22 protein-coding genes are annotated in these 20,512 nt (G+C 70.9%); 16 read left to right on the forward strand and 6 right to left on the reverse strand.

Going from position 1 to position 20,512, the window contains the following annotated elements; translation table 11 throughout:
* The first annotated feature begins 70 nt into the window (after positions 1-70).
* From ACFU97_RS27390 to ACFU97_RS27405, 4 genes are all read left to right on the forward strand, one after another.
* Positions 71-442: a VOC family protein gene (locus ACFU97_RS27390; RefSeq protein ID WP_384261693.1), complete on the forward strand. Its 372-nt coding sequence runs from the start codon at positions 71-73 to the stop codon at positions 440-442.
* A gap of 11 nt (positions 443-453) precedes the next feature.
* Positions 454-807, forward strand: coding sequence for an ArsR/SmtB family transcription factor (locus ACFU97_RS27395; RefSeq protein ID WP_384261478.1), 354 nt, complete (start codon positions 454-456; stop codon positions 805-807).
* Entirely contained in the window at positions 804-1,289 is a 486-nt protein-coding gene (locus tag ACFU97_RS27400) for an SRPBCC domain-containing protein (protein ID WP_384261481.1), read from the forward strand. The genes ACFU97_RS27395 and ACFU97_RS27400 overlap by 4 nt, the downstream gene beginning before the upstream one ends.
* Before the next feature lie 171 nt (positions 1,290-1,460).
* Entirely contained in the window at positions 1,461-1,679 is a 219-nt protein-coding gene (locus ACFU97_RS27405; RefSeq protein WP_384261695.1) for a DUF397 domain-containing protein, read from the forward strand.
* Positions 1,680-1,771: 92 nt separating this feature from the next.
* On the opposite strand, the gene ACFU97_RS27410 is transcribed toward ACFU97_RS27405, so the two are convergent.
* Entirely contained in the window at positions 1,772-2,287 is a 516-nt protein-coding gene (locus ACFU97_RS27410; RefSeq protein WP_384261483.1) for an ATP-binding protein, read from the reverse strand.
* 333 nt (positions 2,288-2,620) lie between these two features.
* On the opposite strand from ACFU97_RS27410, the gene ACFU97_RS27415 reads away from it, so the two are divergent.
* The 6 genes from ACFU97_RS27415 to ACFU97_RS27440 all read left to right on the forward strand — a co-directional run bounded on the left by ACFU97_RS27415 (position 2,621) and on the right by ACFU97_RS27440 (position 8,120).
* Complete coding sequence (locus tag ACFU97_RS27415; RefSeq protein WP_384261698.1) at positions 2,621-3,445, forward strand: helix-turn-helix domain-containing protein; 825 nt, start codon at positions 2,621-2,623, stop codon at positions 3,443-3,445.
* Positions 3,446-3,557: 112 nt separating this feature from the next.
* Positions 3,558-5,018 carry an aldehyde dehydrogenase family protein gene (locus tag ACFU97_RS27420; RefSeq protein ID WP_384261486.1) on the forward strand — a complete coding sequence of 487 codons (1,461 nt, stop codon included), beginning with the start codon at positions 3,558-3,560 and terminating at the stop codon, positions 5,016-5,018.
* An 87-nt stretch (positions 5,019-5,105) separates the two neighbouring features.
* On the forward strand, positions 5,106-5,654 hold the full coding sequence (locus tag ACFU97_RS27425; RefSeq protein WP_384261488.1) for a DinB family protein: 549 nt from the start codon (positions 5,106-5,108) through the stop codon (positions 5,652-5,654).
* Between the two features lie 24 nt (positions 5,655-5,678).
* Positions 5,679-6,320 carry a PadR family transcriptional regulator gene (locus ACFU97_RS27430; RefSeq protein WP_384261491.1) on the forward strand — a complete coding sequence of 214 codons (642 nt, stop codon included), beginning with the start codon at positions 5,679-5,681 and terminating at the stop codon, positions 6,318-6,320.
* Between the two features lie 73 nt (positions 6,321-6,393).
* The gene (locus ACFU97_RS27435) at positions 6,394-7,362 is read left to right on the forward strand and encodes an ATP-binding cassette domain-containing protein (protein WP_384261493.1); all 969 of its coding nucleotides are present in this window, start codon (positions 6,394-6,396) and stop codon (positions 7,360-7,362) included.
* On the forward strand, positions 7,359-8,120 hold the full coding sequence (locus ACFU97_RS27440) for an ABC transporter permease (RefSeq protein ID WP_384261495.1): 762 nt from the start codon (positions 7,359-7,361) through the stop codon (positions 8,118-8,120). The genes ACFU97_RS27435 and ACFU97_RS27440 overlap by 4 nt, the downstream gene beginning before the upstream one ends.
* A gap of 178 nt (positions 8,121-8,298) precedes the next feature.
* Here the strand turns inward: ACFU97_RS27440 and ACFU97_RS27445 are convergent, their stop codons facing one another.
* The gene (locus ACFU97_RS27445) at positions 8,299-9,699 is read right to left on the reverse strand and encodes a glutamate decarboxylase (protein WP_384261497.1); all 1,401 of its coding nucleotides are present in this window, start codon (positions 9,697-9,699) and stop codon (positions 8,299-8,301) included.
* Positions 9,700-9,735: 36 nt separating this feature from the next.
* On the reverse strand, positions 9,736-11,019 hold the full coding sequence (locus ACFU97_RS27450; RefSeq protein WP_384261500.1) for an ion channel protein: 1,284 nt from the start codon (positions 11,017-11,019) through the stop codon (positions 9,736-9,738).
* Positions 11,020-11,154: 135 nt separating this feature from the next.
* Between ACFU97_RS27450 and ACFU97_RS27455 the strand changes: the two genes are divergently transcribed.
* Positions 11,155-11,916 carry a MerR family transcriptional regulator gene (locus tag ACFU97_RS27455; RefSeq protein ID WP_384261502.1) on the forward strand — a complete coding sequence of 254 codons (762 nt, stop codon included), beginning with the start codon at positions 11,155-11,157 and terminating at the stop codon, positions 11,914-11,916.
* Between the two features lie 18 nt (positions 11,917-11,934).
* Here ACFU97_RS27455 and ACFU97_RS27460 read toward each other — a convergent pair whose 3' ends face one another.
* Complete coding sequence (locus ACFU97_RS27460; protein WP_384261504.1) at positions 11,935-12,300, reverse strand: YbjQ family protein; 366 nt, start codon at positions 12,298-12,300, stop codon at positions 11,935-11,937.
* A gap of 142 nt (positions 12,301-12,442) precedes the next feature.
* On the opposite strand from ACFU97_RS27460, the gene ACFU97_RS27465 reads away from it, so the two are divergent.
* The gene (locus ACFU97_RS27465; protein WP_384261506.1) at positions 12,443-13,420 is read left to right on the forward strand and encodes a DedA family protein; all 978 of its coding nucleotides are present in this window, start codon (positions 12,443-12,445) and stop codon (positions 13,418-13,420) included.
* On the opposite strand, the gene ACFU97_RS27470 is transcribed toward ACFU97_RS27465, so the two are convergent.
* Both ACFU97_RS27470 and ACFU97_RS27475 read right to left on the reverse strand, forming a co-directional pair.
* Positions 13,417-15,087, reverse strand: coding sequence for a threonine/serine exporter family protein (locus ACFU97_RS27470; RefSeq protein WP_384261509.1), 1,671 nt, complete (start codon positions 15,085-15,087; stop codon positions 13,417-13,419). The genes ACFU97_RS27465 and ACFU97_RS27470 overlap by 4 nt on opposite strands.
* A gap of 104 nt (positions 15,088-15,191) precedes the next feature.
* Positions 15,192-15,683 (reverse strand): inorganic diphosphatase, encoded by a 492-nt coding sequence (locus tag ACFU97_RS27475; protein ID WP_010044289.1) that lies wholly within the window; start codon positions 15,681-15,683, stop codon positions 15,192-15,194.
* A gap of 124 nt (positions 15,684-15,807) precedes the next feature.
* On the opposite strand from ACFU97_RS27475, the gene dacB reads away from it, so the two are divergent.
* The 4 genes from dacB to hpt all read left to right on the forward strand — a co-directional run bounded on the left by dacB (position 15,808) and on the right by hpt (position 20,476).
* Positions 15,808-17,427 carry a D-alanyl-D-alanine carboxypeptidase/D-alanyl-D-alanine-endopeptidase gene (gene dacB / locus ACFU97_RS27480; RefSeq protein WP_384261511.1) on the forward strand — a complete coding sequence of 540 codons (1,620 nt, stop codon included), beginning with the start codon at positions 15,808-15,810 and terminating at the stop codon, positions 17,425-17,427.
* Positions 17,428-17,502: 75 nt separating this feature from the next.
* Positions 17,503-18,627 (forward strand): zinc-dependent metalloprotease, encoded by a 1,125-nt coding sequence (locus tag ACFU97_RS27485; RefSeq protein WP_384261514.1) that lies wholly within the window; start codon positions 17,503-17,505, stop codon positions 18,625-18,627.
* Positions 18,628-18,818: 191 nt separating this feature from the next.
* A complete protein-coding gene (gene tilS, locus ACFU97_RS27490) occupies positions 18,819-19,862 on the forward strand; it encodes a tRNA lysidine(34) synthetase TilS (protein ID WP_384261516.1) in 1,044 nt (347 codons plus the stop codon).
* Positions 19,863-19,915: 53 nt separating this feature from the next.
* The gene (hpt, locus tag ACFU97_RS27495) at positions 19,916-20,476 is read left to right on the forward strand and encodes a hypoxanthine phosphoribosyltransferase (protein WP_384261700.1); all 561 of its coding nucleotides are present in this window, start codon (positions 19,916-19,918) and stop codon (positions 20,474-20,476) included.
* The last annotated feature ends 36 nt before the right edge of the window (positions 20,477-20,512 follow it).

Below are 20,512 nucleotides of genomic sequence, written 5' to 3' on the forward strand. Positions count from 1 at the left end.
CTACGCTTGACTCGTAGGGAAATTCCTACCTATCGTCGCCACCATGAACGCCATCAATGCCATGAGCCCCATGAACATCACCCACGCCTCGTTCGTCACCCTCCCCGTCACCGACCAGGACCGCGCCCTGCGCTTCTACCGGGACGTCCTCGGCTTCGAGGTCACCGCCGACCTCCAGATGCCGCCCGGCCGGTGGCTCCAGGTCGCGCCGAAGGGCGCACAGACCGTCTTCACGCTGTCCGGGCCGGGGATGGGGGATTTCGAGCCCGGATCGACCCGGGGGATCATGTTGGTCACGACCGACGTCGACGCCGACTGCGCGCGGCTCGCCGGGGCGGGCACCGAGGTGCAGGGCCCGGACGACTTCCCGTGGGGGCGGATGGCCTCCTTCCGGGACCCGGACGGCAACGGTCTGATGCTGATCACGGAGGCCCACGAGTAGAAAGGCCGGCCATGCCCGCAGCCGGGGCCCGAGAGGCCGCCGACGACCGCGTCTTCGCCGCGCTCGCGAACGCCACCCGCCGCGAGGTGCTGCGGCTGCTGCGCGAGCGCGGACCCCAGCCCGTCCAGGCCCTGGCCGACCACTTCGACATGCGCCGCCCGAGCCTCTCGGAACACCTCAAGGTGCTCCGGGAGGCAGGCCTGGTCTCCGAGCAGCGCTCCGGCCGGCAGCGCATCTACCGGCTGGAGGCGGCCCCGCTCGCCGAGGTGCACGACTGGCTCCATCCTTACGAGCGGTTCTGGCGCGAGCGGCTGAAGGGCCTCGGCGATCTGCTGGACCGTATGCCCGACGATGACCCGGCATGAGCACCGAACCCACGCACGGCGGCGACCCGGGCGACGACGATCTCACCGTCATCCGCGTCGACCACTTCTACCCGCACCCGCCCGCCAAGGTCTGGCGCGCCCTGACCGAGCCCGAGCTGCTCGTGCAGTGGCAGATGCAGGGGGCCGAGGACTTCCGGCTGGAGGTGGGGCACCGGTATCGCCTGACCGCCGTACCCAGGCCCAACACCAGTTTCTCCGGCGTCGTCGACGTGCGGGTCCTCGCCTACGACATCGGGCGGATGCTCTCCCTCCGCTGGGCCGACGCCGATCCGGCCAATCCCGCGGACTGGACCATCACGTGGACACTGGAACAGGAAGGGCGCGGTACGCGTCTGTTCCTAGTGCACGAGGGATTCGACCCGGACGACCCGGCGCAACTGATGGCGCGCAGGATCATGGGCGGCGGCTGGCGATCGCATGTCCTGCAGGCACTGGGGCAGACGCTCGAAGGGATCGGGTAAAGCGCTCGCCAAAGCTGTAACCGCAGGACCACCCCGCGTGCACGTGCATCTGCTCATGCATCTGCACATGAACACGGCTATGATCCGGACTGTTGACCTCTGCATCAATGGCCACACGGCCACCGCACCACCACCGGGGAGCGACCTGTGGACCGCGACGCGTACAACGGCATGACAGCCACGGAGCTGACCGGGGTGGCCTGGCAGAAGAGCCGGCACAGCAACTCGCAGGGTTCCTGCGTGGAGTTCGCGAGACTGCCCGGCGGCGAGGTGGCCGTGCGCAACTCGCGCTTCCCCGACGGTCCGGCGCTGGTCTACACGCGCGCGGAGATCGAGGCGATGCTCCTGGGCATCAAGGACGGCGAGTTCGACCACCTGATAGCGGGCTGACCGCCGCCCGCCCCTGGGGCAACTCGGGGCAATCAGCTCTTTACGGTCGGTAACGCGCGTAGAACCCGGGCGTCGAACAACGCCCGGGTGCCCTACTCGGAGGACTGCGGCCTGGCCGCGTGCGGCAGCCGGAACAGCGCCCAGACGACCTTGCCGCCCAGCGTGCCCGCCATCGGGTGCCAACCCCAGCCGTCGGCGAAGGAGTCGACGAGGAAGAGGCCGCGGCCCGACTCCGCCGAGAAGTCGTCCGCCTCGCGGGCGACCGGGCTGGCCTGGCTCGGGTCGCGTACTGCGCACACCAGCCGCTCGGTCCAGCGCATCAGGTGCAGCCGTACGGGCGGGCTCTGGTCCGCGGTGCACAGGGTGCCGGCCGGCAGGCCGTGCCGCAGGGAGTTGGTGACGAGCTCGGAGACCACCAGGCACACGTCGTCGAAGCGCTCGCCTATGTCCCACTGGCCGAGGGTTCTGCGGGTGAAGTTCCGTGCCTCGCGCACGGCTTCGTACCGGGCGGGAAGGGCGCAGGAGGCGGCGTTGGACACGGCCGTGAGGTCAAGCGGCGGAAGGCCCTGCCGTAACGGCTCGAGCATGGTCGATCCATTCGTCCCCATGCGAGGCACTCCCGGGAATTCGCGGTCGTTGCGATGCAGCGGTGGCGCGGGACCATGGTTTCGGATGCGCGGTGCAGATGCAAGGTGCAGATGCACGTGCACGTGACCGAATTGGACGTCCCCGTACCGCTTGTGGGGCATTTTTTCCGCCATCTTCTCTCCCTCTGGTTGCCAACTCCTTCCCTTCTCCTGTGCGGAATCTTTGAGTTCTTGCCTTCTCTGTAATCGGACGAGTACTGCTCGGAGTGTTTTAGTGGCAGACTCTGGCCCCTGAAGCGGTTGGGGAGGCTGGCGAACGTGAGCGTGGGAGAGCCCGGATCGGTGGTGCGGCGCATGCTGCTCGGCTCGCAACTCAGGCGGCTGCGCGAGGCGCGCGGAATCACCCGCGAAGCAGCGGGTTACTCGATCCGCGCCTCCGAATCCAAGATCAGCAGGATGGAACTGGGCCGTGTGAGCTTCAAGACGCGCGACGTGGAAGACCTGTTGACGCTCTACGGCATCACGGACGAGCAGGAGCGCGCCCAGCTCGTCTCGCTGGCGCGCGAGGCCAACGTCGCGGGCTGGTGGCACAGTTACTCCGACGTCCTGCCGACCTGGTTCCCCACCTATGTGGGCCTGGAGGGCGCCGCGCACCTGATCCGCGCCTACGAGGTGCAGTTCGTGCACGGCCTGCTGCAGACCGAGGCGTACGCGCGCGCGGTGGTGCGGCGGGGCATGAAGGGTGCGAGCGCCGCCGACGTCGACAAGCGCGTGGCGCTGCGGCTCGAGCGGCAGAAGAGCCTGGTCTCCGAGCACGCCCCCGAGTTCCACGTCGTCCTGGACGAGGCCGCCCTGCGCCGGCCCTACGGCGACCGCGAGGTGATGCGCGGCCAGCTCCAGCACCTGATCGAGATCTCGGAGCGGCCCAACGTACGGCTGCAGGTCATGCCGTTCGGCTTCGGTGGCCACTCGGGCGAGAGCGGTGCGTTCACGCTGCTCAGCTTCCCCGAGTCCGACCTGTCGGACGTCGTCTACCTGGAGCAGCTCACCAGCGCCCTCTACCTGGACAAACGCGAGGACGTCCTCCAGTACGAGAAGGCGCTCAAGGAGCTCCAGCAGGACAGTCCGGGTCCGGACGAGAGCCGCGATCTTCTACGAGGTCTCCTCCAACTTTCCTAGAGTTCTCCCCAGAAGATTGCGGAGCGTCCCCAACTCACTTGTGTCACCAGTACGATGACGTGTGATCAGACCGTGACGTCGATCGTCTGTCTGCTAGTGATTTGGGGATCACATGTCGTCCTACTTCACCGACCTGGCCCAGCAGTACATCGACGGTGAGTGGCGCCCGGGTACCGGCTCCTGGGACATCATCGACTTCAACCCGTACAACGGCGAGAAGCTGGCGTCGATCACCATAGCCACGGTCGACGAGGTCGACGAGGCGTACCGCTCCGCCGCCCGCGTCCAGAAGGAATGGGCGCGGACCAACCCGTACGCGCGCCGGGCGATCCTGGAGAAGGCCCTCAGGCTGATCGAGGAGCGCGAGCAGGAGATCGCCGAGGTGATCATCGCCGAACTCGGCGGCACCCGGCTGAAGGCCGGCTTCGAACTCCACCTGGCCAAGGAGTTCCTGCGCGAGTCGATCCAGTGGGCGCTGCGCCCCGAGGGCAAGATCCTCCCGTCGCCGGTGGACGGCAAGGAGAACCGCCTCTACCGCGTGCCGGTGGGGGTCGTGGGCGTCATCAGCCCCTTCAACTTCCCCTTCCTGCTGTCCCTGAAGTCGGTCGCCCCGGCCCTCGCGCTCGGCAACGGCGTGGTGCTCAAGCCGCACCAGAACACCCCGATCACCGGCGGCTCGCTGGTCGCGAAGATCTTCGAGGACGCGGGGCTGCCGGGCGGCCTGCTGAACGTCGTCATCACCGACATCGCCGAGATCGGCGACGCCTTCATCGAGCACCCGGTCCCGAAGGTCATCTCCTTCACCGGCTCCGACAAGGTCGGCCGCCATGTGGCCACCGTCTGCGCCTCGCACTTCAAGCGCTCGGTGCTCGAACTCGGCGGCAACAGCGCGATCGTGGTCCTCGACGACGCCGACATCGACTACGCGGTCGACGCCGCGGTCTTCAGCCGCTACGTCCACCAGGGCCAGGTCTGCATGGCCGCCAACCGCGTGCTCGTGGACCGCAGCATCGCCGACGAGTTCACCGAGAAGTTCGTCGCCAAGGTCAGGACGCTCAAGTCCGGCGACCCGAGCGACCCGCAGACCGTCATCGGCCCGGTGATCAACTCCTCGCAGGCGGACGCCATTTCGGCCACCGTCGAGCAGGCGATCGCCGAGGGCGCGACGGCACTGGTGCACGGCGCGACCACCGAGAACCTGGTCGAGCCCTCGGTCCTGACCGGCGTACCGGCCGACTCGGCGCTGCTGCGGCAGGAGGTCTTCGGCCCGGTCGCCTTCCTCATCCCCTTCGACGGCGAGGAGGAGGCGGTCGCCATCGTCAACGACACGCCGTACGGCCTCAGCGGCGCCGTCCACACGGGCGACGTCGAGCGCGGCGTCAGCTTCGCCAAGCAGATCGACACCGGCATGTTCCACGTCAACGACGGCACCGTCCACGACGAGCCGCTCGTGCCCTTCGGCGGCGAGAAGAGCTCGGGTGTGGGCCGGCTGAACGGCGAGTCGACCGTCGACTGCTTCACCACGCTGAAGTGGATCTCGGTGCAGCACGGCCGCAGCGGCTTCCCCTTCTAGGACGGAACCTGTCCTAAAGGGCCCGTAGCGTCGTCGGTGTCAGGGGGAGCCCCCAGCCCCCCAGCATCCGACGAAAGGCGGCCGGTCATGGTCACGCACGTTTCCGCAGAGGCCCAGGGCGACGAGCGCGGAGCGCTGCTCGCGTTCATCGAGGAGCAGCGCGGCGGCATCCGGCGCGCCCTGCTCGGGCTGACCGAGGAGCAGGCCGCGAGCAGGCCCAGCGCGAGCGAGCTGTCCCTGTCCGGCCTGCTCAAGCACGTGGCCGAGGTCGAGCAGGGCTGGATCGCGCGGGCCCGGCAGGAGCCGCCGGCCATCCAGCGGGACGCGTCCAACTGGCACGAGACGTTCCTGCTGGTCGAGGGCGAGACCGTGGAGTCGCAGCTCGCGTACTGGGAGAAGGTCGCCGCGGAGACCGAGGCGTACATCCGCTCCGTGCCGAGCCTCGACGACACCTTCCCGCTGCCGGACCAGCCCTGGTTCCCGCCGGAGGGCCGCGTCTCGGTGCGCTGGCTCTGCCTGCACCTGATCCGCGAGACCGCGCGGCACGCCGGGCACGCCGACATCATCCGGGAGTCCCTGGACGGCGCCACCGCGTTCGAGCTGGTCGCCAAGGAGCAGGGCACGAGCGGGGGCTGACGTCAAGGGTCCTACGCTGGCCCCATGTCAGCGATCCGTCTCCTGGTGCTCGGCGCGGTCCGCCAGCACGGGCGGGCCCACGGCTACCAGGTGCGCAACGACCTGGAGTACTGGGGCGCGCACGAGTGGTCCAACGCCAAGCCCGGCTCGATCTACCACGCGCTCAAGCAGATGGCGAAGCAGGGACTGCTGCATGCGCACGAGATCGCGCCGTCGACGGCCGGCGGCCCGCCGCGCACGGAGTACGAGCTCACCGACCGGGGCACCGAGGAGTACGTCCGGCTGCTGCGTGAGGCGCTGACCTCGTACGACCAGAAGATGGACGTCAAGTCGGCGGCCATCGGCTTCATGGTCGACCTGCCGCGGGCCGAGGCGGTGGCGCTGCTGAAGGAGCGGATCCGGCGCACCGAGGCGTGGCGCTCCTCGGTCACCGAGCACTACATCCCCGAGGACGGCCCCGAACAGCTCGGCCACATCGGCGAGATCATGAACCTCTGGGTCCACACGGCCGACGCCGAGGCCGCGTGGACCCAGGGGCTGATCGGGCGGATCGAGGGCGGGGCGTACACGTTCGCGGGGGAGGGCGACCCCTTCGTCGGCGTCCTGGCGGACGACGAGGAGAACCCGTACGCGACGGGGGAGCGGCACCCGGAGGACGACCGCTAATCAAGTTTGACCAATCGTCTCGGCGGCGTTACCTTCGTGCCAGTAGTCAAGTTTGACTAGAGGAGGAGCGGCAGTGGCCGACGCGGCGATCACCGTCGACGGAGCACGCAAGACGTACGGCGCGAAACACGCCCTGGACGGGCTCGGCCTCGCGGTCGCCCGGGGCACCGTGCACGCGGTCCTGGGGCCGAACGGCGCGGGCAAGACGACCCTGGTCCGCATCCTGTCCACCCTCCTGCGGCCCGACGCGGGCCGGATCGAGGTGGCCGGGCACGACGTGCTGACCGAGGCCCGCGCGGTGCGCCTGCGCATCGGCCTGCTGGGCCAGCACGCGGCGCTCGACGAGGAGCTCGGCGGCCGGCAGAACCTGGAGATGTTCGGCCGCCTCCACCATCTCGGCGCCCGCCACGCGCGCGTGCGCGCCGGCGAACTCCTGGAGCGCTTCGGCCTGGCGGACACCGGCCGCAAGCCGGTCCGCGCCTACAGCGGCGGCATGCGGCGCCGCCTGGACCTGGCGGCCTCCCTCATCCGGGACCCGCAGGTGCTGTTCCTGGACGAGCCGACGACCGGCCTCGATCCGCGCGGCCGCGCCGAGGTGTGGGCGTCGGTCCGCTCCCTGGTCGGCGGCGGTACGACGGTCCTGCTCACCACCCAGTACCTGGAGGAGGCCGACCAGCTGGCCGGCCGTATCTCGGTCGTCGACGCCGGCCGGGTGATCGCCGACGGCACCGCCGACGAGCTCAAGGCGGCCACCGGCGGCACCCGCATCGACGTCGTGCTGCGCGACGCGGGCCAACTGGGCGCCGCGGTGGCCCTGTTGCCGGTGCCCAAGGCGCGGATCTCGGTCGACGCCGATCGCCGTCTGCTCAGCGCCCCGGTCACCGACCGCATGGCGGCGCTCGCCGGTGTCGTACGCGCCCTGGAGGACGCCGGCATCGAGGCGGAGGACATCGTCCTGCGCCGCCCCACCCTGGACGAGGTGTTCCTGCGGCTGACGGAACCGGCCGGGCGGGACGGCCGGACGAAGGAGGCCGCCGCGTGAGCGGCTACGTGCTGACCGACTGCTGGACCATGACCCGCCGCGAACTCGCCCACTGGGCACGGCAGCCCGTGCAGGTGCTGGTCGGGCTGATCTTCCCCGTGATGCTGCTGCTGATGTTCGGCTACCTGGTCGGCGGCGGCCGGGACGTCGAGGGCGACTACGTCGACTACCTGGTCCCCGGCATGCTCGCGCTGACCATGGCCTTCGGCCTGGAGAGCACGATGCTCAACGTCACCCGCGACCTCGACAAGGGGGTGGTGGACCGCTTCCGCTCGCTGCCGATGGCCAACGGCGCGGTCCTGGTGGGCCGTTCGGCCGCCGACATGGTGCAGTCGGTGGCCGGGCTCGCCATCCTCGTCGGCGTCGGGTACGCGCTCGGCTGGCGGGCGCACGGCTCGCCGGCCCAATTCCTCGGCGCGATGGGCCTGTTGCTGCTCCTCCGCTTCGCCATGCTGTGGATCGGCATCCACCTGGCGCTGGTCGCGGGCCGGCCGGAGCTGGTCCAGGCGGTGCAGATCCTGGTCTGGCCGGTCGGGTTCCTGTCCAACGCCTTCGCCGTCCCCGGCTCCATGCCGGACTGGCTCGGCACGGTAGTCGGGTGGAACCCGATGTCGCAGACCGCGACGGCCGTGCGCGACCTGCTCGGCGGCCCCGGCGGGGAGCCGGGGCACGTCTGGGCGGCGGTCGGGTGGCCGCTGGTGCTGCTCGCGGTGTTCTTCCCGCTCGCCGTACGGCGGTTCGCCCGCCTGAGCCGCTGAGCGCTCCGCGGGGTGCGGCAGCGACGGCTCGCCGGCGGCCACGACGGTTCGTCCGCCGTCCGCGGCGCCGTCGTGGCCGGTCGCGCGGTTCCCCGGGCCCCTTCAGGGCGCGGCCGGGTGGGCACGGAGCGGCTCATGATCCCCGCGCCCCTTCGGGGGCCTCGGCCCGGTCGAAGCGTCAGTGGTGGAAGCCGGTGGCCGCTCCCTTGTCCTTGGGGGCCGGGTGCGGCTGCTTGCGCAGTTCCGGCAGGAGCCGGCAGAGGTCCTCCATGAACAGGTCGGCGAGGTCGTTGGAGAAGCCGTTGCGGCACACCACCCGCAGCACGGACAGGTCCTCGCGGTTGGGCGGGAAGGTGTACGCGGGCAGCAGCCAGCCGCTCTCCCGCATGCGCCGGGACACGTCGAAGACGTCGTACGCCTCCACGCCGTCCGCGGTGGTGAACGCGAAGACGGGCAGCTGGTCGCCCTTCGTCAGCAGCCGGAAGTCGCCTAGCGCCTCGACCCGCTCGGCGAGGGACATGGCCACGTCCCGGGTCGTCTGCTGCACGGCGCGGTAGCCCTCGCGGCCCAGCCGCAGGAACGTGTAGTACTGCGCGACCACCTGCGCGCCGGGCCGGGAGAAGTTGAGGGCGAAGGTCGGCATGTCGCCGCCCAGGTAGTTGACCCGGAAGACCAGCTCCTCGGGCAGCGCCTCCTTGTCGCGCCACAGGGCCCAGCCGACGCCCGGGTAGACGAGGCCGTACTTGTGTCCCGAGGTGTTGATGGACGCCACGCGCGGGAGGCGGAAGTCCCACGCCAGGTCCTCGTCGAGGAACGGCGCGATCATGCCGCCGGACGCGCCGTCGACGTGCACCGGGATGTCCAGCCCGGTGCGCTCCTGGAGGGCGTCGAGGGCCGCGCACAGGTCGGCGATGGGCTCGTAGGAGCCGTCGAAGGTGGAGCCCAGGATGCCGACGACCCCGATGGTGTTCTCGTCGCACAGCTCCACGGCGGCCTGCGCGTCGAGGTGGTAGCGCTCGCCCTCCATGGGCACGAGGCGCGCCTCGACCTCCCAGAAGTTGCAGAACTTCTCCCAGCACACCTGGACGTTGACCCCCATGATCAGGTTGGGGCGCGCCCCGGGGGCCTGGTTCCGCTTGCTCCAGCGGCGCTTGAGGGCCATCCCGGCGAGCATGCACGCCTCGCTGGAGCCGGTCGTGGAACAGCCGACGGCGGCCGCCGGATCCGGCGCGTTCCACAGGTCGGCGAGCATCGCCACGCAGCGCCGCTCCAGCTCCGCGGTGCGCGGGTACTCGTCCTTGTCGATCATGTTCTTGTCCCGGCACTCCGCCATCAGGACGCCGGCCTGCGGCTCCATCCAGGTGGTGACGAAGGTGGCGAGGTTCAGCCGGGAGTTGCCGTCCAGCATCAGCTCGTCGTGCACCAGCTGATACGCCGTCATGGGCGGCAGCGGGCCGTCCGGGAGCCGGTGCCTGGGCGGGGCGTCGGTCATGCCGGCGACCGGATTGGCCTCCCCGAAGAAGGGGTTGACCGACACCGGGCGCTCGTCGTGCTTCTGCGGACCTTTGTGGAGGGCCATGGGCTTCTCTCCCTTGTGTCATTCGAAGAACGGGTGTCAGCGGACCTGAGTTCCGTCGTCCCGCAGCTGCATCTGGGGCCGGCCGGTCACCAGCAGCCAGGCGGGCAGTGAGGCGAAGCAGAGCAGGGCGATGATCGAGGGCTCGGCGACCAGCACGGCGGCCGTGAACAGGCTGATCCAGCCCTGGCGGGTGACGGCGAGGAGCAGGCCCAGGACGCCCGCGGCGACGCCGACCGCCGGGTGGACGGCCGGAACGAGGGCGTGCGCGCCCAGCCCGAAGGCGGCCCCGACGAACACCGCCGGGAAGATCCGGCCGCCGCGGAAGCCGCAGGACGCGGCGACGAGCAGCGCGGCCAGCTTCACCACGGCCATCCCCGCGAACTGCCCCGCCGACCAGCCGTCCGGGTTCTTCGCCAGGTCGGCGACCTCGTCCAGGCCCTTGAAGAGCGTCAGATGCCCGCCCAGGGCGCCCAGCAGCCCCAGCACGACCCCGCCGGCCGGAAGGGCCAGCATGGGGTGCTTCAGGTGCGCGAAGAGGCTGTGGACGTACGGGAAGGCGTAGACCGCGCACATGCCGAGGACCGCCGCCAGCGACGCGACCACCAGGACGGACAGGAGGTCGGCCCAGCCGGGCCGGCCGAAGGGCGGCAGATGCATGTCGAAGCTCGGATGCGCCACCAGGGAGGTGGTCAGGGAGCCCGCCCCGGCGGCCACCAGGGGCCCGAACACGTTGTCCCAGAGCAGCCCTCGCATCTGACGTCCGGCGAGCGCCTCGGAGATGACCAGCGCCGCCGCCACGGGCGTCCCGAACAGGGCGCCGATCGTCGCCGCCTCGGCGAGCGCCGGCCACAGCTGCCCGGGTGCCCGGCTGATCAGCCGGCTGCCCAGCCAGTACGTGAGCGCCACGTTCACCGCGATGATCGGGTTCTCCGGACCGAGGCTCGGCCCGCCCGCCAGCATAAGGGCCGTCGCCAGCACCAGACCGGGCAGCACCGACAGCGGCAGGACGGGGGCGTTCAGGCTCAGGGTCGCCGGGTCCGGGCCCGCGTGCCCGGGCACCTTCCACACCACCAGGCCGACCGCGATGCCGGTCGCGGTGAGCATGATGAGAATCCACAGGTCGGAGTACCGGCCCACCCCCAGGGCGTCCGGCAGGTTGTTCCACAGGACGTGCTGGAGCTGCTCCGCCGCCGCGCTCACGCCGACGAACAGCAGACTCGCCCCCACTCCCACGGCCAGAGCGGGGATGATCAACGGCGCCAGCGTGCGGGCCGGTGTCGCGGGGACCGCGGGCGCCTGCTGGGCGGTGTCGTGGGCCACGGCCTCACCATAAGCGGACGAAAGGAAGCAAACATCTGGAAGACGAACACCCGGCATCGGCCGGCGGAACCGGCTTGCACCTCACGTGGCGTGAGGGTTCAGCGTGGAGTGCGTACCGAGAAGGGAGCGGACGAAGTGAGTTATTCGGTGGGACAGGTCGCGGGCTTCGCCGGCGTCACGGTGCGCACGCTGCACCACTACGACGCCATCGGCCTGCTCGCCCCCGGCGGGCGCAGCCGTGCGGGACACCGGCGCTACAGCGACGCCGACCTCGACCGGCTGCAGCAGATCCTGTTCTACCGGGAGCTCGGCTTCCCGCTCGACGAGGTCGCCGCCCTGCTCGACGATCCGGCCGCGGACCCGCGCGCGCACCTGCGCCGCCAGCACGAGCTGCTGACCGCCCGGATCGAGAGGCTCCAGAAGATGGCGGCGGCCGTCGAACACGCCATGGAGGCACGCAAGATGGGGATCAACCTCACACCCGAGGAGCGCTTCGAGGTCTTCGGGGACAACGACCCCGCGCAGTACGCCGAGGAGACCGAGCAGCGCTGGGGGAACACGGAGGCGTACGCCGAGTCGCAGCGCCGCGCGGCCACCTACACCAAGGAGGACTGGAAGCGCCTGCAGGCCGAGGCCGACGCCTGGGCCGAGCGCTACACCGCCCTGGTGGCCGCCGGCGAACCGGCGGCCGGGGAGGCGGCGACCGACCTGGCCGAGGAACACCGGCAGCACATCAGCCGGTGGTTCTACGAGTGCCCGTACGAGATGCACCGGTGCCTCGCCGAGATGTACGTCGCCGACGAGCGCTTCAAGGCGTTCTACGACGCGATGCGGCCCGGTCTCGCCGAGCATCTGAAGGACGCGATCCTGGCGAACGCCGACCGCCGCACCGCATAGCGGTCCTGGTCCGGGGGCTCACTCCCGGGCCAGGACCACCGCGGTCCCGTAGGCGCACACCTCCGTGCCCACGTCCGCGGCCTCCGTCACGTCGAAGCGGAACATCAGCACGGCGTTCGCGCCACGCGCGCGTGCCTGCTCGACGAGCCGCTCCATGGCCTGGTTCCTGGTCTGCACGAGCGTCTTGGTGAGCCCCCTGAGCTCACCGCCGATCATCGACTTGAGTCCGGCACCGATCTGGCTCCCGAGATGCCGGGAGCGGACCGTCAGCCCGAAGACCTCGCCCAGGACCTCCTGGACCCGGTGTCCGGGTACGTCGTTCGTCGTCACCACCAGTACGTCCGGCTGGGGCTCCTGGCCGCCGCCGTATTCGTCCATTCCCATGGCTCACAGCTTTGTGCCAGTCCGCGCACAGTGCATCCTGGAGGCACCGGTGGAACCTGGGGCGGACACATTGCGTTGATAGCTTTGTGCGCCCGCAGAAGGACGCCGTACCTTCTCTCACCCCCTCAGGGAGCCCGGAACCGTGACGACGCTTGCCCTCGGCCCGAGCTGGCTGGACCCGAACCATCTGCTCGACACGTTCGGCATCTGGGGCCTGCTCCTGATCGTCTTCGCCGAGTCGGGCCTGCTCATCGGCTTCTTCCTGCCGGGTGACTCGCTGCTGTTCACGTGCGGCCTGCTGATCACCGCGGGCACCCTGGACTTCCCGCTGTGGGGGGCCATCCTGCTGATCTGCCTCGCCGCGATCGCCGGCGACCAGGCGGGTTACCTCTTCGGCAAGAAGGTCGGCCCCTCGCTCTTCAGCCGCCCCGACTCCCGCCTGTTCAAGCAGGAGAACGTCGTCAAGGCGCACGAGTTCTTCGAGAAGTACGGCCCCAAGTCCCTGGTCCTGGCCCGCTTCGTGCCCATCGTGCGCACGTTCACGCCGATCATCGCGGGCGTCAGCGGCATGCGGTACCGCTCCTTCATCACCTTCAACGTCATCGGCGGCGTCCTGTGGGGCGCGGGCGTGACCCTGCTGGGCTCCTGGCTCGGCAACGTGGACTTCGTCCACAAGAACATCGAGGCGATCCTCATCCTGATCGTCCTGATCTCGGTGGTCCCGATCGCCATCGAGTTCCTGCGCGCCCGCAGCAAGGCCAGGAAGAACCCCGGGACGCCCGCCGCGGCACCGGCTCCGGAGCGGCACCAGCCCCCGGTCATGGACGACGCGACGACCCAGCTGCGCCGCGTCCCGGCGGCGGACGACCGCGACCACCACCGGCCGCAGCAGCAGTACGCCCAGCCGGAGTACTCCCAGCAGCAGTACCCGCAGCAGTACCCGCAGCAGTACGCGCCGCAGCAGCAGGCGTACGACCCGAACCGGTCCTACGACCCGAACCAGCCGCACCACCCCGACCAGCAGCAGTACGACGCCGACTGGCAGTACGCCCAGCAGTACCCGTACCAGCAGCAGTACGACGACCGGCAGAACGGGCAGTACCCGAACGGCCAGGGCTAGAACCCGCGGGTCCGCTTGGCGGCCCGGCGGCCGGCCGCGCTGGCCGCTCCCGGCATCCGCAGGAAGAGCCGCGAGATCTCGGAGCCGAGGTTGACCCCGATCGCGATGGCCATGGCCAGGGAGACCGCCGTGGCCAGGGACACCAGCCCCTTGTCGACCTTGTTCTGGGCGATCGCCAGCAGCCCGAAGTAGGTGGCGGAGCCGGGCAGCAGGGGCCCGATCGCGGCCGTCGTGTAGGGCAGGGCGGACGCGAACCGGTAGCGCGACAGCAGCTGCCCGAACAGGCCCACCAGCCCTGCCGCCACCGCGGTGGAGGCGACGGGAGACAGACCGCCGGGGTAGTGCAGAGCGCCGTACACCACCCAGGCGACGCCGCCGTTCAGCGTCACCCACAGCACGGTGGCCCGCTCCTGCTGCAGCAGCACCGCGAAGGTCAGGGACAGCAGCATCGACGCGCAGATCTGCACGACGGGCCGCTGGGAGCTGCCCAGGGCCGCGTCGGGGTTCAGCTTGGCGTCCAGGTTCACCCCGAAGTACAGGACGATCAGCACGCCCACGACGATGCCGACGAAGAGGTACATGACCTCCAGCAGCCGGGCCGAGGCGGTGATGTAGAAGCCGGTCAGGCCGTCCTGCACGGCCGCCACCAGCGCCCGTCCCGGCAGCAGCGCGAACAGTCCACCGGTGACGACCGCGGACGCCTTGACGTCGACGTGCGCCACGGTGAGCGCGACCCCGAGGGCGGCCGGCGGCATCGCGGCCACCGTGAACTGGTAGAACTCCGGCAGCCCGCGCCCGGCGCACAGCCACGCCAGCCGGTCGCCGAGCATCGCGCCGAGCGCTGCCGCCACGAACACGAACACGTCACCGCCGACGAGCACGGAGGCCGCGCCCGCCAGCAGGCCGCTCGCCCCGGTCAGCACCCACCCCGGGTAGGGGTGCCGGTTGCGCCGTATCTCGGCGAGCCGCCGGTAGGCCTCTTCCAGGGAGAGATGCGTCTCGGGGTCACTGAGGTCGTCCACCAGCTGGAACACGGCGGCCAGCCGCGTGTAGTCGACGGCCCGGCGCCGCACGGTCCGCGAGGCCGTCACCGGGTCCTCGACGAGGGAGGGCTGGTAGGAGATCGACAGCAGGGTGAAGGTGACGTTCGGCTCGCAGCGGTCGAGGCCGTAGGAGCGGCAGACCGCGAACATCGCGGCCTCCACGTCCTCGGCGCCCTCGCCGCCGGCCAGCAGCAGCTCGCCGATACGCAGGGTCAGGTCGAGCACGCGAGGGACGGCGGGGCCGCCCTCCTCCGCCTTCGGGCCCGGCTCCGGCGCGGGCCGCTCGGCGACCGGCATCCGCAGCATGGTGCGCATCCGGTCCTGCCAGGGCGCGTCCTTGGTCAGGCTGACCACGGGGACGCCGGTCGCCGGCGTGAAGGCGGCCGGGGCCTGCTTGGCGTTGTAGGTGCGCGGAGTGCTGAACGCCGATCCCTCGGGCTCGGGGGCGTGCGGCGGGGAGACGTCCAGGCCGTCGGGGACCTCGAACTCCGAGGTGGTCTCCGGCTCGGCGACACCCGCCGGGGCGGCGAAGCCCGCGGGGATGGCGAACTCGGATGTGATCTCCGGGTCGAACGTGCCCCTGGCCTCGTCCGACTGCGGCTTGCGGTCCTCCGCCTCCGTCACGTGAGTAACGCTCCCTGTACGACGCGTGCAGCAAGGCAAGTATGCGCACAGAAAACCAAACGGGCCGCACGCGTCCGCGTGCGGCCCGTCGGAAGACTCAGGCCTCAGTGGCCACCCTGCTCCTTGAACCGCTTGTAGGAGCGCTCGATCTCGATCTCGGCGTCCGTGCGGCCCACCCAGTTGGCGCCCTCGACGGACTTGCCGGGCTCCAGGTCCTTGTAGACCTCGAAGAAGTGCTGGATCTCCAGGCGGTCGAACTCCGAAACGTGGTGGATGTCACGCAGGTGCTCCACACGCGGGTCCGTCGCGGGCACGCACAGCAGCTTGTCGTCGCCGCCGGCCTCGTCCGTCATCCGGAACATGCCGATCGCACGGCACTTGATGAGGCAGCCCGGGAAGGTCGGCTCGTCCAGGATGACCAGCGCGTCCAGCGGGTCGCCGTCCTCGCCGAGGGTGTTCTCGACGAAGCCGTAGTCGGTCGGGTAGGCGGTCGAGGTGAAGAGCCGACGGTCCAGGCGGATCCGACCGGTCTCGTGGTCCACCTCGTACTTGTTCCGCGAACCCTTCGGGATCTCGATCGTGACGTCGAACTCCACCGGTGGCTCCTCCATGATCAGCACATAGTTCTGGTGGTTAAGTGTCCCTCACGCAGGTGTGTGATCGCGAAAGGGGCTGGTGGTCGTGCCCGAGCTGAGGCCTTGGCGGGCCGCAAGACCGCATATGACGCGGGTCGCGGACGCCGTCCGACCGCGTCTGGCACGGGCCGCCGGTACCGTACGCCCGCATCTCGAACGAGCCGCGAACGCAGTGCGACCGGGCCTCCAACGGGCCACGGCCGCCGCGAAACCGCGGCTCGCGCGCGTGCGGACCGTCCGGTTCACGCGGCCGAAGTCCGTCGGCACATGGCCGTTCACCGCGGGCGCCGCAGTCGCCGGTCTGGCGCTGGCGGTCACCGTGGCGACCGCCGCCGGTCCCTGGGACTCCTCCGGTCAGCGTACGGCCGAGGAGGACCGCGCAGTCGCCCTGGAACGCACGGGTGGCACAGATCACGGCCGTAATTCCGATTCGTCCGGTTCATCCGGTACGGCGGCCGGGGCGCCCCGGCCCGCTCCCAGCGCCGCGTCCGTCCTGGTCGGCCTGGGGCGCGCCACGACCGCCGTGCAGCCGTCCCCGACCGGTACGGCCCTCGCCGGCGTCCTGGACCCCCTGCTGAAGGACGCCGCGCTCGGCGCCCACCACGGCGCCGCGGTCGTCGACGTCGCCACCGGCAGGCGCCTGTACGGCACCGGCGCCGGCGACGCGCTGACCCCCGCCTCCACGACGAAGATCGCCACCGCGGTGGCCGCCCTGTCGGCGATGGGGGCCGACCACCGCCTGAGCACCCGCACCGTCCTGGAGCCCGGCACCAGGAAGCTCGTCCTGGTCGGCGGCGGCGACCCGACCCTGACGTCCCGCGCGCGGGACGGGGGAGGCTGGGCGAGCCTGAAGGTGCTGGCCGACCGGACGGCGAAGGCGCTGAAGAAGCGCGGCCTGCAAGAGGTGACCCTCTCCTACGACGCGAGCCTGTACGCCGGCCGCGCGCTCCACCGCATCGGCGTCAACGTCAACCTCGCGCCGGTGAGCGCCCTGGCCGCCGACGAGGGCCGTACGGACGACTCGACGAGCGGGCCGGTCAAGCGCGTGAGCGACCCGGCGGCGGACGCGGCCCACAAGTTCGCCGCGTTTCTCGAGGACGACGGCGTCAAGGCCACGACCCCGGGGCCGGCCAGGGCGACGGGCAAGGCCGAGGACGTCGCCGCCGTCTCCTCGCCCCCGCTCTCCGCCCTGGTCGAGCGCATGCTGACCAACAGCGACAACGACATCGCCGAGGCCCTGGCCCGCCAGACGGCCGTCGCGACGGGGAAGCGGGCGAGCTTCGACGGCGGCGCGGCCGCGATCGCCGCCCAGCTCAGGAAGCTCGAACTCCCGCTCAAGGGCGCACAGTTCCACGACGGAAGCGGCCTCGACCGCAACGACCGGCTGACGGCCGACCTGCTCACCTCCCTGCTGGTCGAGGCGGGCGACCCGGCCCACCCCGAACTGCGCCCGGTCCTCACGGGCCTGCCGGTGGCCGGCTTCACCGGAACCCTGACCAGCCGTTACAACGACGGCGCGGCAGGGCTCGTACGGGCGAAGACGGGCACCCTGACCGGCGTGAACACCCTGGCGGGCACGGTGGTCGACCAGGACGGGCGCCTGCTGGCCTTCGCGTTCCTCGCCTCGGACACCACCGACGCGGTGGCGGCCCAGTCGGCCCTGGACCGGACGGCGACAGCCCTGGCGGCGTGCGGCTGCCACTGACGCCGTACCGGCCGGCTCGCACCGGGCCGCCCGCGCGGCCTGCCCCAAGTGGTGGCGCTCACGTACCGTTGACGCATGACGAGCATCGGTGGTGCCGAGATGGTCGACTGGAATCTCGCGGTGGCGACCGCGACCCGGCTCGTACGGCCGGGCCCCGACGTGAGCCGTGACGAGGCCCGAGAGGTGGTCGCGGAACTGCGCCGGCATGCCAAGGCCTCGGAGGAGCACGTCCGCGGCTTCACCCAGATGGGCACGGGAGAGGTCCACGACACCCCGGTCCTCGTCGTCGACCGCCCCGGCTGGGTGCGGGCGAACGTCGCGGGCTTCCGGGAGATCCTCAAGCCGCTCCTCGACAAGATGCAGGAGCGGCGCGGCAGCACCCCCGGCGGTGCGGTCCTCGGCGCCGTCGGCGGCAAGGTCACGGGTGTCGAGCTGGGCATGCTGCTGTCGTTCCTGGCCTCGCGCGTCCTCGGCCAGTACGAGACGTTCGCGCCGGCCTCGCGCGAGCTCCCGGCCGGGGAGAGCGGCGGCGGCCGGCTGCTCCTCGTCGCGCCGAACATCGTGCACGTGGAGCGTGAACTCGACGTACAGCCCCACGACTTCCGCCTCTGGGTCTGCCTGCACGAGGAGACGCACCGCACGCAGTTCAGCGCGGTGCCCTGGCTGCGCGACCACCTCGAGGGTGAAATCCAGTCTTTCTTGGGGGAGACCGACGTCGACCCCATGACGGTCCTGGAGCGCATCCGCGAGGCCGCCCAGTCGCTGTCGGGCGGACGCCCCGAGGGCGAGGAGGAGGACGGCGGACGGTCCTTCGTCGAGATCGTGCAGACGCCGGCGCAGCGGGAGATCCTCGGGCGGCTCACCGCCGTGATGTCCCTCCTGGAGGGCCACGCCGACTTCGTGATGGACGGCGTGGGCCCGCAGGTCGTGCCCTCCGTCGCCGAGATCCGCGAGAAGTTCCAGCAGCGCCGGGCGAAGGGCGCCTCCCGGCTGGACATGGCCCTGCGCAAGCTGCTGGGCCTGGACGCCAAACTCCGGCAGTACCGCGACGGCGAGCGGTTCGTGCGGGCCGTCGTCGAGCAGGTCGGCATGGACGGCTTCAACCGCGTGTGGACCTCCCCCAACACCCTCCCGACGAAGGCGGAGATCGCCAAACCGGCGGACTGGGTCGCGCGGGTGCACCGCAAGAGCGAGTCGTGAACCCCGCGGAAGGGCGTGAAAGGAATCCGGCCGACGGCAGGCGAACGCCCCTCCAATCACCCGTCCGAGGGACCGTGAGCGATGGGTAGGCGTGCGATGCTCGGGGAACGGCCCGGTTCTGTCACCATCTACACACTCTGAGTGACCGACCCGGGCTCAACCCCCCGAAAACTTCATGAAGGGAACCGGACATGGGTCCCCATCCAGCGGTCGCGGCGATACGCCTGGCGGTCCGCCACGTCCTCCACGACATCCTCAACGAGCACCAGACCGCCTCCAAGGGCCCCCGGCTCTTCGAGCAGTCCTCGCACGAGCGCCGGTCGTCGCCGCTCGTGCTCGTGGCATGCTCCGGCGGCGCCGACTCCATGGCCCTCGCCTCCGCCCTCGCCTTCGAGGCCCCCAAGCTCGGCATCCGCGCCGGTGCCGTCACCGTCGACCACGGGCTGCAGCCCGGGTCCGACCTGCGTGCCGAGGAAGTCGCCCTGCGCCTGCGCGAACTGGGCCTCGACCCGGTCGACTCCGTGGCCGTGACCGTCGGCCGCGAGGGCGGCCCCGAGGCCGCCGCCCGCGACGCGCGCTACGCCGCCCTCGACGCCGCCGCCCTCCACCACGGAGCCACCGCGATCCTGCTCGGCCACACCCGCGACGACCAGGCCGAGACCGTCCTGCTGGGGCTCGCCCGCGGCTCCGGCATCCGCTCCCTGTCCGGAATGGCCGCGGTCTCGGGGGCCGGCGGCCGTTACCGGCGACCCTTCCTCCAGCTCGACCGGCAGACCGCCCGCAAGGCCTGCATGGTCCAGTCCCTGCCCGTCTGGGACGACCCGCACAACGCCGATCCCGCGTACACCCGCTCCCGGCTGCGCCACGAGGGCCTGCCGGCCCTGGAGAAGGCGCTCGGCAAGGGCGTCGTCGAGGCTCTGGCCCGCACCGCCCAGCTCTCCCGTGACGACGCCGACGCCCTCGACGCCTGGGCCAGCCAGGCCGAGACCTCCGTACGCGACGCGGCCGGTCTCCTGGAGTGCGCGAAGCTCTACGTCCTGCCGCCCGCCGTGCGCCGCCGCATCCTGCGCAGGGCCGCGATCGAGGCCGGGGCGCCAGCGGGTTCGCTGTTCGCCCGCCACATCGAGGAAGTCGACCGGCTGATCACCGGCTGGCGCGGCCAGGGAGTCATCAATCTTCCGGGCAAAGTCGTCGCCCAGCGCCAGGGTGGCAGACTGGTGATTCGGCAAGGCTGAAACCTTGCCCCCCTTTGGGGGGTGATGGGCGGCCGGTGGGACGACCGAAAGTGATGCGGGTGGACGCGAAAGACATGGGTGCCGACCTCAAGCAGGTACTCATCACCAAGGAAGAGATCGACGCGAAGCTGGCCGAGCTGGCCGCGAAGATCGACGCGGAGTACGCGGGCAAGGACCTGCTGATCGTCGGCGTCCTCAAGGGCGCGGTGATGGTCATGGCGGACCTCGCCCGGTCGCTGTCCACCCCCGTCACCATGGACTGGATGGCCGTGTCCTCCTACGGCGCGGGCACCCAGTCCTCCGGTGTGGTGCGGATCCTCAAGGACCTCGACACCGACATCAAGGGCCGGCGCGTCCTGATCGTCGAGGACATCATCGACTCCGGGCTGACCCTGTCCTGGCTGCTGTCCAACCTCGGCTCCCGCGAGCCGGAGTCGCTCAAGGTGTGCACGCTGCTGCGCAAGCCGGACGCCGCCAAGGTCGCCATCGACGTGGAGTGGGTCGGCTTCGACATCCCGAACGAGTTCGTCGTGGGATACGGCCTCGACTACGCCGAGAAGTACCGCAATCTCCCGTTCGTGGGTACGCTCGCGCCCCACGTCTACGGCGGCTGAGCCGACTAGGCCTTCCCAGTAGGACGATCGGGAACC

This window comes from Streptomyces sp. NPDC057616, from assembly GCF_042800575.1.
In the GTDB taxonomy this organism is placed as follows: Bacteria; Actinomycetota; Actinomycetes; order Streptomycetales; family Streptomycetaceae; genus Streptomyces.